This window comes from Clostridium sp. D46t1_190503_E9 (genome assembly GCF_015555225.1).
In the GTDB taxonomy this organism is placed as follows: domain Bacteria; phylum Bacillota; class Clostridia; order Clostridiales; family Clostridiaceae; genus Clostridium.
Genome location: NZ_JADNKB010000003.1, coordinates 283142 through 300236, shown reverse-complemented (window position 1 = coordinate 300236; position 17095 = coordinate 283142). Strand labels below are relative to the sequence as shown.

At 28.6% G+C, this 17095-nt stretch carries 13 protein-coding genes; 11 read left to right on the top strand and 2 right to left on the bottom strand.

Going from position 1 to position 17095, the window contains the following annotated elements:
* The first annotated feature begins 311 nt into the window (after positions 1-311).
* Both I2E83_RS05170 and I2E83_RS05165 read left to right on the top strand, forming a co-directional pair.
* Positions 312-953, top strand: coding sequence for a glycoside hydrolase family 11 protein (locus I2E83_RS05170; protein WP_195262678.1), 642 nt, complete (start codon positions 312-314; stop codon positions 951-953).
* 334 nt (positions 954-1287) lie between these two features.
* Positions 1288-2118 carry an SUMF1/EgtB/PvdO family nonheme iron enzyme gene (locus tag I2E83_RS05165; RefSeq protein ID WP_195262677.1) on the top strand — a complete coding sequence of 277 codons (831 nt, stop codon included), beginning with the start codon at positions 1288-1290 and terminating at the stop codon, positions 2116-2118.
* Between the two features lie 421 nt (positions 2119-2539).
* On the opposite strand, the gene I2E83_RS05160 is transcribed toward I2E83_RS05165, so the two are convergent.
* Positions 2540-3220 carry a cyclic nucleotide-binding domain-containing protein gene (locus tag I2E83_RS05160; RefSeq protein ID WP_195262676.1) on the bottom strand — a complete coding sequence of 227 codons (681 nt, stop codon included), beginning with the start codon at positions 3218-3220 and terminating at the stop codon, positions 2540-2542.
* A 258-nt stretch (positions 3221-3478) separates the two neighbouring features.
* Here I2E83_RS05160 and I2E83_RS05155 point away from each other — a divergent pair, with 258 nt between their 5' ends.
* The 5 genes from I2E83_RS05155 to I2E83_RS05135 all read left to right on the top strand — a co-directional run bounded on the left by I2E83_RS05155 (position 3479) and on the right by I2E83_RS05135 (position 8948).
* A complete protein-coding gene (locus I2E83_RS05155; RefSeq protein ID WP_195262675.1) occupies positions 3479-4549 on the top strand; it encodes a BMP family ABC transporter substrate-binding protein in 1071 nt (356 codons plus the stop codon).
* Positions 4550-4645: 96 nt separating this feature from the next.
* Positions 4646-6154: an ABC transporter ATP-binding protein gene (locus I2E83_RS05150; RefSeq protein ID WP_195262674.1), complete on the top strand. Its 1509-nt coding sequence runs from the start codon at positions 4646-4648 to the stop codon at positions 6152-6154.
* Positions 6144-7235 carry an ABC transporter permease gene (locus tag I2E83_RS05145; protein WP_195262673.1) on the top strand — a complete coding sequence of 364 codons (1092 nt, stop codon included), beginning with the start codon at positions 6144-6146 and terminating at the stop codon, positions 7233-7235. Before I2E83_RS05150 ends, I2E83_RS05145 begins: the two co-directional genes overlap by 11 nt.
* A gap of 2 nt (positions 7236-7237) precedes the next feature.
* Complete coding sequence (locus tag I2E83_RS05140) at positions 7238-8152, top strand: ABC transporter permease (protein ID WP_243241910.1); 915 nt, start codon at positions 7238-7240, stop codon at positions 8150-8152.
* 1 nt (position 8153) lies between these two features.
* Complete coding sequence (locus I2E83_RS05135) at positions 8154-8948, top strand: metallophosphoesterase (protein WP_195262672.1); 795 nt, start codon at positions 8154-8156, stop codon at positions 8946-8948.
* A gap of 202 nt (positions 8949-9150) precedes the next feature.
* Here I2E83_RS05135 and I2E83_RS05130 read toward each other — a convergent pair whose 3' ends face one another.
* Positions 9151-9579 carry a pyridoxamine 5'-phosphate oxidase family protein gene (locus I2E83_RS05130; protein WP_195262671.1) on the bottom strand — a complete coding sequence of 143 codons (429 nt, stop codon included), beginning with the start codon at positions 9577-9579 and terminating at the stop codon, positions 9151-9153.
* Between the two features lie 147 nt (positions 9580-9726).
* Here I2E83_RS05130 and I2E83_RS05125 point away from each other — a divergent pair, with 147 nt between their 5' ends.
* The 4 genes from I2E83_RS05125 (at position 9727) to I2E83_RS05110 (ending at position 17085) form a co-directional block, all read left to right on the top strand.
* Entirely contained in the window at positions 9727-10656 is a 930-nt protein-coding gene (locus tag I2E83_RS05125; RefSeq protein WP_195262670.1) for a YafY family protein, read from the top strand.
* Positions 10657-10936: 280 nt separating this feature from the next.
* Positions 10937-13501, top strand: coding sequence for a polysaccharide deacetylase family protein (locus tag I2E83_RS05120; protein WP_195262669.1), 2565 nt, complete (start codon positions 10937-10939; stop codon positions 13499-13501).
* A gap of 25 nt (positions 13502-13526) precedes the next feature.
* Positions 13527-15410: a glycosyltransferase gene (locus I2E83_RS05115; protein ID WP_195262668.1), complete on the top strand. Its 1884-nt coding sequence runs from the start codon at positions 13527-13529 to the stop codon at positions 15408-15410.
* Positions 15400-17085, top strand: a complete 1686-nt coding sequence (locus I2E83_RS05110; RefSeq protein WP_195262667.1) for a glycoside hydrolase — start codon at positions 15400-15402, stop codon at positions 17083-17085. Before I2E83_RS05115 ends, I2E83_RS05110 begins: the two co-directional genes overlap by 11 nt.
* Positions 17086-17095: the final 10 nt, after the last annotated feature.

Here is a 17095-nt window from a genome sequence, read left to right as displayed (position 1 = left end):
TAATATAAATATTTTGTGATTGTAAATAACAAATTTGAATTTGTTATTTTATTATATGACGATAGAAAACTTTTATTTTTTACTGAGAGTATCATTGTTAGTAGACAAAGAAAATTTTTTAGAAAGGATGTGATCTAGAAGTTCATGTAATAACATAGGAAAAGCAATTTACTGAAAAGAAAATGACGTAAAATATAAAAAAAGTAATTATAAAAGGTAATATTCAAGTAGTATGTAGGTGAGTAGCAACAAATAGAAATATTTTGGTTTTTAAAGTAACTAAATAAATATAATTAGGGGGAAATTTAATAATGAAAAAAAGAGGATTAAAATTATTTTTATCATCATTGATGTGTTGCACACTTGCGCTTTCAGTTGTAAACGTAAAAACAACACAGGCAGCTACAGACTACTGGCAAAATTGGACTGATGGCGGTGGAACAGTAAATCCTGTTAATGGTTCAGGCGGTAATTATAGTGTTACATGGTCAAATTGCGGTAATTTTGTTGTTGGTAAAGGATGGAATTCGGGATCATACACTAGAGTAGCAAATTATAATGCTGGTCAGTTTCAACCTTCTGGCAATGCATATTTGACTCTATATGGATGGACAAGAAACTCACTTATAGAATATTATGTTGTTGATAACTGGGGAACTTATAGACCTACAGGAAATTATAAGGGTACTGTAACTAGTGATGGAGGCACATATGATATATACCAAACTACTAGATATAATGCACCTTCAATAGATGGTACTGCAACTTTCCAACAATTCTGGAGTGTTAGGCAATCAAAAAGATCACTTGGTACTAATAATTCTATAACTATGAAAAATCATGCTGATGCATGGGGAAGTAAGGGAATGAGTCTAGGCTCTAATTGGTCTTACCAAGTAATAGCAACAGAAGGATACCAAAGTAGCGGAAGTGCTAATGTAACAGTGTGGTAATGGCCTTTCTAGAAATAGGAAATTTATTGTTAACAAACTATTTTTAGAGTTACTAAGAATGCTTTTTATTGATTGCTACGGCTAATTAATATTATAAGCAAAAGTTATTAATTAAGGTAAAATCAAAAAAATAACGAATCAAATTACAACTCTATTTTCCGAAATATTGCACTAATACATTCATATAATAAGCCTTTTTATTAGGCTAATATAGATTCTTATCGTACGAAATATATATGATAAATTTGAATTGTTATTCTATATACCTAAAAGAAATACTTATCTGCATATTACTTAAATATTATCTAAAGGAAAATTTAAAGGAGATATATCAATGAAAAAATTATTGATTATATTTACAATTACAATAATGGTTGTTTTGGGAGTGAAATCACAAGCAAAACCTAATGACCTTGTATTAGTTAAAGGTGGAACTTTCATTAATACAAAGTCTAATTATTATGGGAAGGATGTAACAATATCGAACTTTTATATTGGGAAATACGAAGTAACTCAAAAAGAATGGATTGATGTAATGAGAAGTAATCCATCACAATTTAAAGGAAAGAATTCGCCTGTAGAAATGGTGAGCTGGTATGACTGCATTGAGTACTGCAATAAAAGGAGCATAAAAGAAGGATTGAAGCCATATTACAATATAGATAAGAATAAAAAAGATCCGAATAATAAGAATAATAATGATGATATAAAGTGGACAGTATCAATTAATGAAGGAGCTAACGGTTATAGATTGCCAACAGAAGAGGAATGGGAATATGCAGCGGGCGGAGGGCAACTTAGTAAGAGTTACACATATAGCGGAAGTAATGATTCAGATGAAGTAGCATGGAATTGGAGAAATGCTGGAGATGAATATCTAGCAGGAGACTGGAACTGGCCTGCTATAGAAAAAAACAATAATAAAACTAAATCAATTGGAAAGAAGAATTCAAATGAATTAGGTCTTTATGATATGTCAGGTAATGTAAGGGAATGGTGCTGGGATTGGTATAAAAGCTTTGATATTACTAGTATCTCAACCCGAGTTTGTAAAGGGGGCGGATGGATTGGTGATGTCATCTGTTGCGAGTCTTCTTTCATAGGAAAGTACGATGCAAATGGTAAGGGGCCAGATCAAGGATTTCGTGTATGTCGTAGCGAGTAGAGGTGAAATTACTTATATTATAAATTGATCATATGTTACTAGACTTAAATAAAAGATAAATCCTTTTTATTTTACATTAGCTTCTCCAAGGGGAGGTTATATAGGTGTATAGAATTCCTTCGTTCTCTATTTAAGTATGAAGGAATTCCATACAAGCGTTATCATAAATATAATTTCCGATATTTAATATATCTTATTAATGTAGAAATATATTATTTAGTTGTATATAATTAAATAATATATTTGAAAGTTTATAGTATATGAGATTGCTGTCAAGTTTGAAAAAAATATACTAGAAATTGCAATTTCTAGTAACATAAAATAATAAATATGTAAATTTGTTATTCTCTCGTATAAGTAAGAAGAATATATTTTGAATGCTATGTAATATAGATATAAATATAGTTACTGTAGATTATATTTAAGAATTCACATCATAAGAATCAGAAGCAATTTCTATAAAATACTCTTCATCTAATATTTTATAATACTTACCTGTTTTACTTAACTTACCATTATTACAAAAAGCATTGAGAACTCTTAATAAATGCCTATAACTAGTACATAAAAGTTCAGCACATTCAGTTAAATTATAGTGAAAAATATTATCTTTAGAGTTTTTTAGTATAAATGAAGCTAAACGATTTTCCAATGAATCAAACATAGTGATACAAGTATTACTATTCATATAGCTAAGCCTCTCGCCAAGGTTCATACAAGTATATCTTAAAAATTTCACATCATTTAAAAGAATTTCTCTATATCTTATAAGAGATATTCCTATACAGTATCCATTAGTGGTAGCTTGAACTGAAGCAGTAGGTGCTTTTTGCCATAGGCTGCAGGTTTCTCCTAAAATTTGTAGGGATTTAAAATGAGAAACAAACATTACTTTTCCAGAGCTAGAATGAGAAAAGACTTTCATTTTCCCGCTGACCAAAAAAAACAAATAATCCGAACATTCACCTTCATTTATTAATATATCACCTTTATTGAAATGGAAAAAATCCATTTTATCAATCATATCATTTGAAAATATATCTAAAATGTTAGTTTCACTCACATATTTATTAAAAAGAGAGTTACTTTCAATTTTTTCCATAAGACCTCCAAATATATAATATTATTAAGTAATAAATATTTTATCATAAGGTTCTTTAGCATTCAATTAGTCTAAAGGTTTTAATTAGATAATTAAATAATAAAGCAAAGTGTAAAAAATATCCTGTTGAAAATCACGAACGTTTTTGATAAAAATAATATGAATATATAGTTTTTTCGAAAAATATGACCTATGTCATATTTTTTATGTTCAACAATTATTATAATAAAGGCATAAGTTGAATACGGAGGATGAGTTATGAAAAAAATCATGAAGAAATTTACTATTTGTTTATTATTTATTATGTCAACTCTTGTTTTTGCAGGATGCTCTACATCAGCTAATGGTACATCAGTTGAAAACGCATTTTCTAACGGAGATTATTCAAAATTAAGAGTAGCATTGATTTCAGACACAATTGGAACAGAGCAATTTATTCTTCAAGCTTATAATGCATTAAAAGATGCAGCAGATAAGTATGGATTCCAATGGACATCAATTGAATGTACAGACACAGCTGCTTGGGAAGAAAATACAAGAGCAGCATCAAATGAAGGTTATGATTTAATAATAGGTATTGGTTGGCAAGCAGCAGATCCATTTAGTGAAGCAGCAGATGAATTTGAAAATACTAAATATGCGGTTATAGATACAACAGCTTCTAATGAGAAGGTTACAAGTATAGGATTTAATGAAGCAGAAGGTAGTTATGTACTTGGAACTATGATTGCAACAGCTTTTCCAAATGAAAGTTTATATGGATATGTCTCATCATTCCAATCACAAGCTACATATAAATATAGATATGGTTTTGCAGAAGGCGTAAAATCTGTTAATCCAAATGCAAAGTTTATGTATAACTATACAAACTCTTATAATGATACAAGCTTAGCATATGAATATGCATTACAACAAAAAGCAGCAGGAGCAAATTTCATATTTGGGGGAGTTTCTGCTAGTGCAAATTCAGGTATATATCAAGCAGCTCTTGAATTAGAAAAGAAAGGTACACCTATTTATACAACAGGATTAAGCATTGACCAAACAACAGCTGATAATAAACATATTATTGGTGGATTAATAAAGAATACAGCAGCATGTGTAAATACTGTAGTTGATGAATTCTTAGCAGGAGAATTAAAAGGTGGAGCACAAATACTTGGATTAAAAGAAGGTGCTTTTGGAGTTGTAGGAGTTTCTCCAGAAAATATGAATTACAGAAATACTGATGTTATAACAGATGAAGTTATTTCAGTAGGAAAAGAAACAGCTGACAAATTTATATCAGGAGAGCTTTCAATTGAAGTTCCTGAAGAAGCTTCAAGATAATAAAATAATAGATATATTATATTTAGTTAAGGGCTTTAGCAGTTTGCTTTGCCCTTGTTTTATGCTTGAAACCACTTAGAAAGGAAGAGATTTATTATGCTTTTAGAAATGAAAAATATTGTTAAAAAATATGGAAATGTATTAGCTAATAATGGGATAAATATAAATCTTAACAAGGGTGAAATTCTGGCTATAGTAGGTGAAAATGGAGCTGGAAAATCGACAATAATGAAAATACTCTATGGATTAGAAAGACCAGATTCAGGTGAAATATATATTAATGGAAAAAAGATGGACTTTCATAATCCTTCAGATGCTATGGAACAAGGGATTGGAATGGTTCAACAACATTTCATGCTTTTTAATTCAATGACAATTGCAGAAAATATAGTTTATAAGAATGAAATTAAAAATGGAGTGTTCTTTGATTACAAGAAGAATATTGAAGTAGTAGAAGAACTTTCTAAGAAATATATGTTAAAGGTTGATCCAAAGGCTATTATAGAAGATTGTCCTGTTGGACTTCAACAACGTGTTGAAATTTTAAAAATTCTATATCAAAATGCAGATATTATTATATTTGATGAGCCATCAGCAGTTCTAACTCCTATTGAGGTAGACGAGCTTTTAAAAACAATGAAACAATTAGCTAAGCTAGGAAAAAGTATAATTATTATTACTCATAAATTAAATGAAGTTATGGAAGTTTCAGATAGAGTTGTAGTAATGAGATCTGGGGAAGTAGTAGCAGAAAAACTTAAAAAGGATACAAACATAGAAGAATTATCTTATCTAATGGTTGGAAGACAAATATTAACAAGAGTAATTCCAGATAAAGAGACAAATGAATTAGTATTAGAAGTTAAAGATTTAACTTTAAATGGAGAACACCAAAAGAAAATATTAAATAAGATTAATTTACATATAAAAAAGGGCGAGATTGTAGGTATCGCAGGTGTATCAGGAAATGGTCAATCAGAGCTTATAAGATGTATAACTGGTCTTGATCACGTGGATTCAGGAGAAGTAATACTTAATGAAAAGAATATTACAAATAAAAAGGTAATGGAAATTAGGGATGCAGGAATTGCACATATTCCAGAAGATAGATATTTCTGGGGAAGTGCACCAGAAGCTACTTTATCAGAAAATGCTTTAATGGGATTTGAAGATAAAGATGGGTTCTCAAAAAGAGGAATATTAAATATTAAAAAGGTTACAAGCCACGCAACAGAATTAATTTCTAAATTCCTTGTGAAAGCTGATTCGCCTAATCAAAAGATTAAAGAACTTTCAGGTGGTAATGCACAAAAACTTATTGTAGCAAGAGAAATTGCTATGGACACACCGCTTCTTATTGCATGTGAACCAACAAGAGGAATAGATATTGGAGCTATGGAGTTTATTCATGACCAACTTGTGGAAAAAAGAAATAATGGAGATAGTGTTTTACTAGTTTCTTCAGAATTAAGCGAAATAATGAGCTTAAGTGATAGAATTTATGTTATTTATGAAGGCGAAATTGCTGGAGAATTTAAAAGAGGAAGTATCGATGAAAAAAGACTTGGTCTTTTAATGGTAGGAGGAAAAACAAATGAAAAGTAAAAGTTCATTAGCAAAAAGTAAATTTATTACTTTATTTGAACCATTAAAACATCCATTACAAGCAATAGTTGTTGGATTAATATTAGGTGGAGTAATTATTGCTTTTTCAGGATTTAATCCTTTTGAAGCAATTATAGGAATGTTTAAAGGTGGATTCGGTTCACTGTACTATTTAACAACTACTTTAACACGTTCAGTTCCTATTATTTTTGCTGGTCTTGCAGGAGCCTTAGCTTGGGGATCTGGATACTCAAGTCTTGGTGCAGCAGGACAAATGGTTTTAGGAGCATTTACATCAGCAGTTGTGGCTGCTAATTGCCCAGGACCAGCAGTATTTGTTGTAATTGTAGCTCTTATTACAGGGGCAGTGGTAGGGATATTATATTCAATGCTTTCTGCTTATTTAAGTGAGAGATTTAAGCTTGATTTACTTATAATAACTCTTATGCTTAATTATGTTGCAGATTATATTGCATCATATTTTACAACATATGTAGTAAAAGATCCATTAGCAGTAGATTCTTCTGCTATTCAAACACAAAAGTTAACAGATACAATACTACCCAAGATATTTAAGGGTTATTCATTACATTGGGGATTTGTAATTGCATTAATTGTAGTATTATTAATACTATTTATCATGAAGAAGACAAGCTTTGGATACAAGGCCAAAATGGGAGGATTAAATTCAAACTTTGCAAATTATGGTGGAATTAATAGTACAAAGATGATGTACTTTGTATTAATGTTAAGTGGAGCTATAGCAGGTCTTGGAGGCGCTTGTGAGGTTTTAGGTTCAAGATATCGTTATGTAGACTCTATGATAACATCTCCAGGATATGCATGGACAGGTATTATAGCCTCATTAATGTCTAGCAATCATCCTATTGGTATTTTAATTAGTGCTATATTCTTGGCTGGGATTACAACAGGTGGTAGCACAATAGAAAGAAGTATGGGAGTGCCATCAGAAGTAACTACAATTATTCAAGGAATTATAACTTTATTAATTACTGCAAAGTTTGTGGTTAAGTGGTATAAGAAAAAGAAAAATATATCAACTAAGGAAGGAGTTCAATAAAAATGGAATTGAATATAGATTATTTAGCAGTAGTAGTAAACTCTACTATTCGTATGATGACACCTATTTTATTAGTAACTCTTGCAGCAGCAATATGTACTAAAGTTCGTATTTTTAATATTGCAATGGAAGGAACTATGCTAACAGGAGCATTTTTTAGTATTGTTGCTAATTACTATACTCATAATGTATTTTTATCTATCCTTGCAGGAGCAATAAGTGGAATGATTGTTTCAGCAATAGTTGGTTTTTGTATCATTAAGCTAGAGGCTTCTCCAGTTGTTGTTGGTATGGCGACTAATACGATGATGGGTGGCGTAACTACATATTTACTTTATATAATATTTAAGACTAAAGGAGTATTTACTGATCCAAGCTTAGTTAGTCTTACAAAGATAGACATACCTTTTGTTAAGGATATACCAGTACTTGGAACGATGCTTTCAGGTTTAACAATAATTGATTATTTAGCATTTATACTAGCGATTGGAATGCATATATTTTTATATAAAACAGTTTTAGGATATAGATTAAGAGCAATAGGAATAAATAAAGAAGCAGCAAGAAGTCTTGGAACTCCAGTAGAAAAATATCAATTCCTTACAATAAGTTTATCAGGTTTATTATGTGGTCTAGGCGGAGTTTTACTATCAATGGGAAGTGTAACTTTATTTATACAAAATATAACTTCAGGACGTGGATATATAGCCATGGCCGCAAATAATTTAGGAAGATCAAATCCGATAGGAGTATTATTATCAAGTTTATTCTTTGGATTTTCACAAGCAGCAGGAAATGTACTTCAAAATACATCTTTAAAAACACAAATAACAGCATCTATTCCGTATGTAGCTACAGTAGTTGCTTTGGTTATATTTAGCATAAGGAATAGAAAAAAGAAGGTTAAAAAGGTGTAGCATGATATTTTTACACTTATCAGATGTTCATTTCTTAAGAGAATATAAAAAAGAGGATTCTGGATATAATTCAATTTTTAATAATATGACTAACCCAATTATTCAAATAAAAAGAGTATTAGAAAAAGTAGATAAAAGTACTTTAGATTTTATTATGATTACTGGGGATCTAGTTGAATCGGGAAAAAGTGATGATTACAGATGTCTAAAAGAAAACTTAGATAGTTTATTTGGAGAAATTCCTTATATCGTTACATTGGGAAATCATGATAATAAAAAGGAGTTTTATAAAGGATGGTTTAATGAAGAATCAAAGGATGAGCCTTATAATACTACTATGGAAATAGGAGATCTTAAGATAATAAGCTTTGATAATTCTGAATATCATAATAGTAATGGAATTATAAATTTAGACAGATGTAAATGGCTAAAGAATGAATTAGAGAAATCTTCAAAACAGGATGTAATTCTCATGCTTCATCATCATCTTTTAAAAGAACAATTTAATTTACCATCTGTTAGTTTTAATAGAGAGTTTGAAGAAATTATTAATAAAAGTAAGATTAAGGGTATATTTTCTGGACATACACATCATCCTTACAAAGGAATTTTTGCTGGAAAACCTTACTTTACATCAGGGAGTCTTTCTTTCGTTGGATATGATGAATATGATGGAAGTGTTAGATTTGAAGAGGAAACTAGATGTAATCTTTGTAGATATGAAAATGGTGAAATGTTTGTAGAAGTTATAGATGCTTTAGAGAAAAGTGAATTTTTAACATACGTTAAGTTTTAATATAATATTTAAATTTATATTTTAAAGGATTTTTAAATTCAAAATTTTAAGAGTATTAATCATGCATTAAGTATATGGAGCTGTTTGTAACAGCTCCATATTTTTGTATTTAGAATACCATAGGTTCGACCTGTGGTTCCGGAAAGCTTCTAGCGGTGAGTAGAAATAGAAAAAACTCCGTTGTAAAATTATAAGAGTGTTCTTATAAAGTTATTTTGCCACCTTTACCCAGGTCTAAAACTACAGTAGCTTCATTAAAACTAATTTCATAAACATCTAACATTTCTCCAAATTTTTCTATTATATCATCATAGCCTGGTAGTTTTTTTGTAAACTCATCCTTTAATTCATATATTGTTAAATTACTTTTTTTGACTGTAGCATTCTTTACTCTAATATGCTCACTGCTTTCAAGTGATAAAGGGATTGTTGTAAATGTTACTATATTATTTTGTGAAAGTTCCAATGTCTTTGGATGGCTTCTAAAGGATGAAAAGTATACAACACCTTTATTTTGAGGGTTATTACAAAAGTTTACTATTCTAACATTTGGTATATTATCTACACTAGTTGCTAAGGCAATCCTATTCGTTTCATTTATTACTCTAATGAATTCTTGTATTAATTCCATTTTAATTCTCCTTTTTAAGTTATTTTTATTATCAATACTCATTGATCAATGTAAATTTATTTTATCATATAACCATGACATCATTATGTCATGGTTATATGATAAAATAAATTTAAATATGGGATGATAAATAAGAGGTGATTTCAATTGAAGATAGATAGGCTTGTATCAATTATAATGATATTACTAGAACGTAAAAAGATAAGTGCATCAGAGCTTGCAGAAATGTTTGAAGTAACACCAAGAACTATATATAGAGATATAGAAGCGATAAGTTTAGCCGGGGTTCCTATAGTCACATATCCTGGAGTTAATGGTGGGATTGGAATTATGGATGAGTATAAGATAGATAAAAAGATTTTTACCAAATCGGATATAGCAACGCTTTTAATAGGTCTTAGTAGTATATCATCTACCTTTTCAAAGGAGGAAATTAGAGGCACTTTAGCAAAGATAAAAGCATTACTTCCAGAGGAGCATATGAAAGAGGTAGAGTTAAAATCAAATCAAGTTTCTATTGATCTTACTCCATGGATAGGAAATAAAGATTTCAAAACTAATCTTGAAGAGATTAAAAAGGCTATGAATGATAAAAAGATTTTAATCTTCAATTATTTTGATAGTAATGGCAAAAAGAGTAACAGAAAAGTTGAGCCTTATCAGTTGATATTAAAGGAATTAAATTGGTATTTACAAGGGTATTGTATTTCAAAACAAGATTTTCGTGTGTTTAAGCTATCTCGTATTTCAGAACTTAAGGTTATTGAAGAAAGCTTTATTACAAGGGAATTTAATTTAAGATCATTAGGTTCTTGGGACTACATAGAAAAAAATATTATTATGATAAAACTTTTAGTGGACGAATCCCTTAGAGAAAAAATGATAGAGCATTGTGGTGAGGAAAATATTAAGACCTATAAAAATAATAAATTACTTATAGATTTTCCATTTATTAATGATGATTTTGGATACAATCTTTTGCTTGGTTTTGGTAATAAATGTGAATGCTTAGAACCTATTAGTATACGACAAGAACTTATTAAAAGAATAAAAAATATGTTAGATATATATAATTAGTTTAAGCGCCAGTTAGGTGCTTTTTTTATTTTATAATATTAATATAATAATAAAGAATTTTATGTGTTAAATTTATATACACTTATAGAATATTATTTGTATAATAAAAAGATATTTGATAAGATTTATTTGTATAAAAATATATATATTGGAAGATGTATATATAATTGAAAAGTTTAATACTAGGAATATTATGGGGGAAATTCAAGGAGTTTAATATGATAAAGAATATATAAAATAAGTATAATTATTATATAAATTTATAAGTAAGGAGAAGGCAATGAAGAAAAAATACATTAGTATTCTTATAGGAGCATTAATACTTAGCACTTTTATAGGAGTTTATATATACAAAAATTACAACATAGATACTAATGGAGTAATTCCGAATATTGTTAAAAAAAATAGATATGATGCATCAAAGGAAATTAGTGATGCATTAAAAAATTTTGATATTACAAAAAAATCAGAAGTTATAACAAATATAGATACTAAATCAAATATAATTTCTTTATCATTTGAAGGAATTAATAATAAAGAAACTATGCAACAAATAGTAGATTTACTAGATAAATATAATGTTAAGGCTACTTTTTTTATTCCTGGAATAAAAGCTGCTGAAGATTCTAGTATAGTTGAAAGTATTAAAGAAGGTGGACATGATATAGGAAGTGGAACGCTTTCAGAAATTAATAATATGGAAAACTTGCCAAAAGAAGATTTAATTTCAGATTTTTCTACTACTAATAAAATTTTAAAGACTATTACATATACAACTCCTGAATTATTGAAATGTAATTCAACAATTTATAATGATAATATACTAGCTTCTGCTTTTGCAGCGGGAAATAAATATGTTGTTAATACAGATCATTATTTAAGTTATCAAAGCTTTAAGAATTATGAACAAGCTTATGGGTATATAAAAGGTTTATTAAATGGAACTATTTTATCTATAAAATTAGATGGGGTTCTTAATGATTTTGAATATAATAAAGAAATTTTAGAAGAAAAGCCAGCTATAGATAAGGAAGCAGGTATAAAAGAAAACACAGTAGATAAAGAAGAGGAAAGAAATATTACTGAAATAGTAGAATGGGTATTAAAAGCTATTAAGGAGCAAGAAAAATTAGCAGTTAAGATAAAAGAATTTCCAAGTATTAAAAAACACAATGAATTATTAAATAATAACAAGCTGAATGATACAACAATAGGAAATATGAATGATAACAATAGTATTAATAATGATAATTATGAAGAGAATAAAAATAATGTGGATGAGATTAATTTTAAAGAGTTAATAGATAAAAATAATGGGATGATTTCCCCTATAGTTTCAAGATTTTATACGACTCAAGAAGCTTTATCATATACCTTTAGAGGAGTAAGCAATGAGATGGTGTTAGATAAGGTATTAGCAAGTCTTGATAAGTATAATGCAAAAGGAACATTTTTTGTTACTAAAAATGAAATAATAAACTATCCAGATAGAATAGAAAAGATCTTAAGACATGGACATGAAATTGGAAATGGCGGAATAACAGTTAACTCTAATTTATTAGATAAGACTTCTGAAGAAATATGTAAAGAAATATATGAAGTGGATAAGTTATTAAAAGAGAGAGGTATATTAACTAATTCATATATGCCTGGATATGGCTATTCGAATTCTAAAGTTCAAGAAGCAATATCTGCAATAAGTAGTATTAAAGGTTTTGAAAATTATGAATTAATTACTTATACAAAGGCGCCGATTATACACAAATACAAAGATATGAATGCAGAGCAAATTATAAAAGACTATTTTAATGTAAATTCATATCTTTCATTAAGTAAAGGTGAAATAGTATATTTTAGATTAGATTCTGATTTGTTTAAAGATGATAATGTAGTTCCAAATTTGATTGAGTTACTAACAGAGAACTATGTAAAAAATGGTTATGCTCATAGATATAGTAATGAACTGCAGACATATTTATTAGATAAAAAGCCTTTAAATTACTCAGTAGTTCCATTGAAGAATATACAAAGTAATTTTGAAGGTCAATCAAATTTTGGAAGATATAATATTGTAACTAACATTAGATCTATGAAAATGAGATCTTATGAGGAAGCTTTAAAGATGATAAATACTAACTATATAGGAAATAAAGATGTTAGTTTAGAAGATTTTAGTGATGATGAGAAGCTAAATATTGATAGGACTGGAACTATAGACACTAATGGTGAAAGTGTTATATTTTTTACATTTGATGATTGGGGCGGAGATCCGATAGTAAATGAAATATTGGATGTTTTAAATAAGCATAATGTTAAAGCAACATTTTTTACTATTGCAAAGTATTCAGATGTTAATAGTGGTATATCTAACATTAATCCAAATTTGCTTAGAACTATTGCATTAAATGGTCATGATATAGGAAGTCATAACTATAATCATGAGCTGTTAGATACTAATAAGGCAGAGTTAAAAAAATCATTAATAAAGTCTTATGAGGTTATGTCAAATGTTATAGGTGATTTAGATTCATTAAGACAGTATTTTAGACCACCAACATTATTAGTAAGAAAAGCAGGATTAGAAGCAGTATTTGAAAGTGGATACAATTATTCAGTCGGTGCCAATATTTCTACACACGACTATGAAAGTGCTTCTTCACAAGAAATTTTAGATGCAATTGAACCTAAGTTAGTAGAAGGAAAGGGTAACATAGTTATAATGCATTTTAATAATCAAAGCTATTATACTGCAGAAGCTTTAGATAAATTTCTTACCAATAATGAAAATGGAGTGTATGGAACGAAGTATAAAATTGCGAAGCTAAGTGATTATTTAGAAAAGTAAAAGTACAAGAAGAGGAGTTTGAAGAGTGAGGTTTAACTACAGAAGAAAAAAAAGTAACACAGAAATAACCAATGATATTCTTTTAAGACCTCGAAGAGATAGAAGATTATTATCTAATGTTCCAGATAAGGAAAAAATAAGGAATGGGACTGATCGTAGAGGGAAAAAAATATTAGGTGATAGAAAAGATAATTCAACTGCATTTATTGATGGTAATAAAGCAGGAATAAGATATCTAATGCAAACTGATATTAAGATTAGATGCAAAAGTTCGAAAGGTGATATAACATTTATAGCAAAGTCCATAGATATATCTACTACAGGAATGCTATTAGAATTACAAGACAAAGAACAATTAAATATAATTAGTGAAGCAGATAAAGTAAAATTACAGTTTAAAATATTACCTGGAGCCATGCCTGAAGGATATGAAATGAAGGTAAATATAGAGGCTAAAAAAGTTAGAGATACAATTGATGAGAATGGAAATATACTTTGTGGACTAGAGTTTTTAGAAACACTATCAGAATATTCGAATAGAAAAAAAGATAAATATTTTTTATTTACATCAAGTTTAATATTATTTTTTATAAGCATCTTTATAATTCTGATGAGGGCAGAAAGTATAATTTACTTTAAATTTAACAGGTGGATTTATTTATATAGTATTATAGCTGCTGTATTTTTATTAAGTAGATATTTATTCGGTGCCTTATATAAACCGGTACCTATAGATACTAGTTATACTCCAGGAGTAACGATAATAATTCCTTGTTTTAATGAAGAGGAATGGATACAAAGAACAATCTTAAGTTGCATTAATCAAGATTATCCTATTGATAAATTAGAGGTAATAGTGGTAGATGATTGTTCACATGATAGGTCAGTAGAAAAGATCAAAGAAATAGTAGAAGAATTAAAAAAAGAAGAAAGATTTGATGTTAAAGAAAGATTAAAATACATTGTACAAGAAAAGAATATGGGAAAAAGAGAAGCACTATGCACAGGAGTATTAAATGCAAAACATGAATTAGTAGTATTTGTTGATTCAGACAGCTTTTTAGATCCATTTGCAATTATTAATTTAGTACAGCCATTTAAAGACCCTAAAATGGGAGGAGTGTCTGGTAGAACTGATGTTGCCAACACATATACTAATACTTTAACTAAGATGCAATCAGTTAGATATTATATTGCTTTTAGAATAATGAAGGCAGCGGAAGCTTATTTTGATGCAGTTACATGTTTATCAGGGCCGCTTTCATGTTACAAGAAACAAATAATAATTGACAATATGGAATCTTGGAGAAATCAAAAGTTCTTAGGTCAAAGAGCTACATTTGGTGATGATAGGGCAATGACTAATTTTGTCCTTAGCAAGCATAGAACTAGCTATCAAGATACGGCTATTTGTTCAACGATAGTACCTAATAAGTATAAAGTATTTTTAAAGCAACAAATGAGATGGAAAAGATCTTGGCTTAGAGAATCTATTATAGGTGGAAAGTTTATGTGGAAGAAGGAGCCATTTATGTCACTATTCTTTTATATTGGCCTACTTGTTCCTTTAGCAGCTCCAATAGTAGTAGTATATAACCTTATTTATGTTCCGATATTTCAAAAGGTGTTTCCAACAACTTTTCTTGTTGGTGTGTTAATGATGGCTTTGATGATGAGCTTTGCACAAATGTTCTTTAGAAAAAGTACTACTTGGATATTTGGGCTACTATTTTGTTTATACTATGAAGTTGTATTACTTTGGCAAATGCCTATAGCTTGGGTAACATTTTGGAAATCAACATGGGGAACAAGAATGACTCCGAGTGATATAGAAGCTAAAAGAAAAAAAGAGCAAAAAAAAGCTATAAAGAAATTTAATAAAAAGGGAGGAATTGAAAGTGAAAAATAAAAGATTTTCTCCTGAGAAAAAAGATAGAATAAAGATTTTAAGAGGAACATTTCAAGGAATAATATTATTTGTATTATTGATAATAATTATAAAGGCGGTTTTTACATTTTCAGAATATAAGCCTTATGATTATAATGAAGTAGTAAGTAGTGAGGATAATGGGTTTATTGCTGTATCATATTTTGGAGTAGATAGAACAGGAAATGATACATTAATAAGCACTGGAGCTTTAGAGAAACAAATAAAGGCTTTACGGGATAATGGTTATGTGACAATAACACAACAAGATATTTTAGATTATTATATTGAGGGAAAAAGCCTACCAAATAAAGCATTATTTTTATTATTTGAAGATGGTAGAAGAGATACTGCTATTTTCTCACAAAAGATTATGGAAAAATATAATTATAAGGCTACAATGCTTACTTATGCAGATAAGTTTGCAAAAAATGATCCTAAGTTTTTAATGCCAAAGGATTTATTAGAATTAGTTGATAGTTCTTATTGGGAACTAGGCACCAATGGTTATAGACTTGAGTATATAAATGTTTTTGATAAAGATAATAAATATTTAGGTCAATTAACTTCACTGGAGTTTTCAAAGCTATCAGATACAATCAATAGAAACTATAACCATTATTTAATGGACTTTATAAGAGATGAATATAATATTCCAATGGAAACTTATAGTGAAATGGAAGATCGTATTAATAGTGATTATGAAGAGTTATCAAAAATTTATACTAAAGAGATTGGAAATGTACCAAATTTATATTCTCTTATGCATTCAAATACAGGACAATTTGGAACAAATGATAAGGTTAGTTTAATAAATGGCAAATGGATTAAAGAATTATTTAACATGAATTTCAACAGAGAAGGTTATTCTTTAAATACAAGAGAGAGCTCCATTTACGATTTAACAAGAATACAGCCGCAAGCATATTGGTCAACTAATCATTTATTAATGAGAATATGGGATGATACTAAAGAAAATATAGATTTTATTGTTGGGGATGAAGAAAAAGCAAAAGATTTTCAAGAAATAAAAGGAGAAGCAGAATTTATTGATGATACTATAATATTAACATCATTGCCAAAAGATACTGGGCTTATTAAATTATTAGGTAGTGATAAGTATAAAGATTTTAAAATTTCATCAGAGTTAAATGGAAATGTTATAGGTTCTCAAGCTATATATTTTAGAACAAGTGATGATTTAAAAAATAGTTTGTGCGTTAAGCTTGTTAATAATAATATTGAGGTTATAGAAACCTTAAATGGAAATGAAGAAATACTATATTCTCTAGATTTAAATGATGACAAGAGTATTGATGATATTGATATAAAAGAGTTAGGTAGTAAAAAAATAGATATAAATATAAATGATAATAAGCTTAATTTGACTTTAGATGGAAATCTTATAGTAGAGGGATTAGAAGTCAGAAATACAAATGAAGGTGGTATTTATCTAGAATCAGAATGGGGAGAATATGGATATAGTCAAAGAAATATAGCTGACGATGTATATGATGGAGTATTTAAAAAGCTTAAGATATCTGACATAAATGATACAATATTATACGATTCATCTTTAAAAGGAGTGGATCTGATAAAATACAATGTAAAGAAATACTTTAATAAGGTTATAAATTGGTTTATAAAATATTTATAAACAAGAGGTA

Bases quoted from the DNA above. Each gene is read 5' to 3' on its own strand.
- I2E83_RS05170 (WP_195262678.1), top strand. From the start codon at position 312: ATGAAAAAAAGAGGATTAAAATTATTTTTATCATCATTGATGTGTTGC.
- I2E83_RS05165 (WP_195262677.1), top strand. From the start codon at position 1,288: ATGAAAAAATTATTGATTATATTTACAATTACAATAATGGTTGTTTTG.
- I2E83_RS05160 (WP_195262676.1), bottom strand. From the start codon at position 3,220: ATGGAAAAAATTGAAAGTAACTCTCTTTTTAATAAATATGTGAGTGAA.
- I2E83_RS05155 (WP_195262675.1), top strand. From the start codon at position 3,479: ATGAAAAAAATCATGAAGAAATTTACTATTTGTTTATTATTTATTATG.
- I2E83_RS05150 (WP_195262674.1), top strand. From the start codon at position 4,646: ATGCTTTTAGAAATGAAAAATATTGTTAAAAAATATGGAAATGTATTA.
- I2E83_RS05145 (WP_195262673.1), top strand. From the start codon at position 6,144: ATGAAAAGTAAAAGTTCATTAGCAAAAAGTAAATTTATTACTTTATTT.
- I2E83_RS05140 (WP_243241910.1), top strand. From the start codon at position 7,238: ATGGAATTGAATATAGATTATTTAGCAGTAGTAGTAAACTCTACTATT.
- I2E83_RS05135 (WP_195262672.1), top strand. From the start codon at position 8,154: ATGATATTTTTACACTTATCAGATGTTCATTTCTTAAGAGAATATAAA.
- I2E83_RS05130 (WP_195262671.1), bottom strand. From the start codon at position 9,579: ATGGAATTAATACAAGAATTCATTAGAGTAATAAATGAAACGAATAGG.
- I2E83_RS05120 (WP_195262669.1), top strand. From the start codon at position 10,937: ATGAAGAAAAAATACATTAGTATTCTTATAGGAGCATTAATACTTAGC.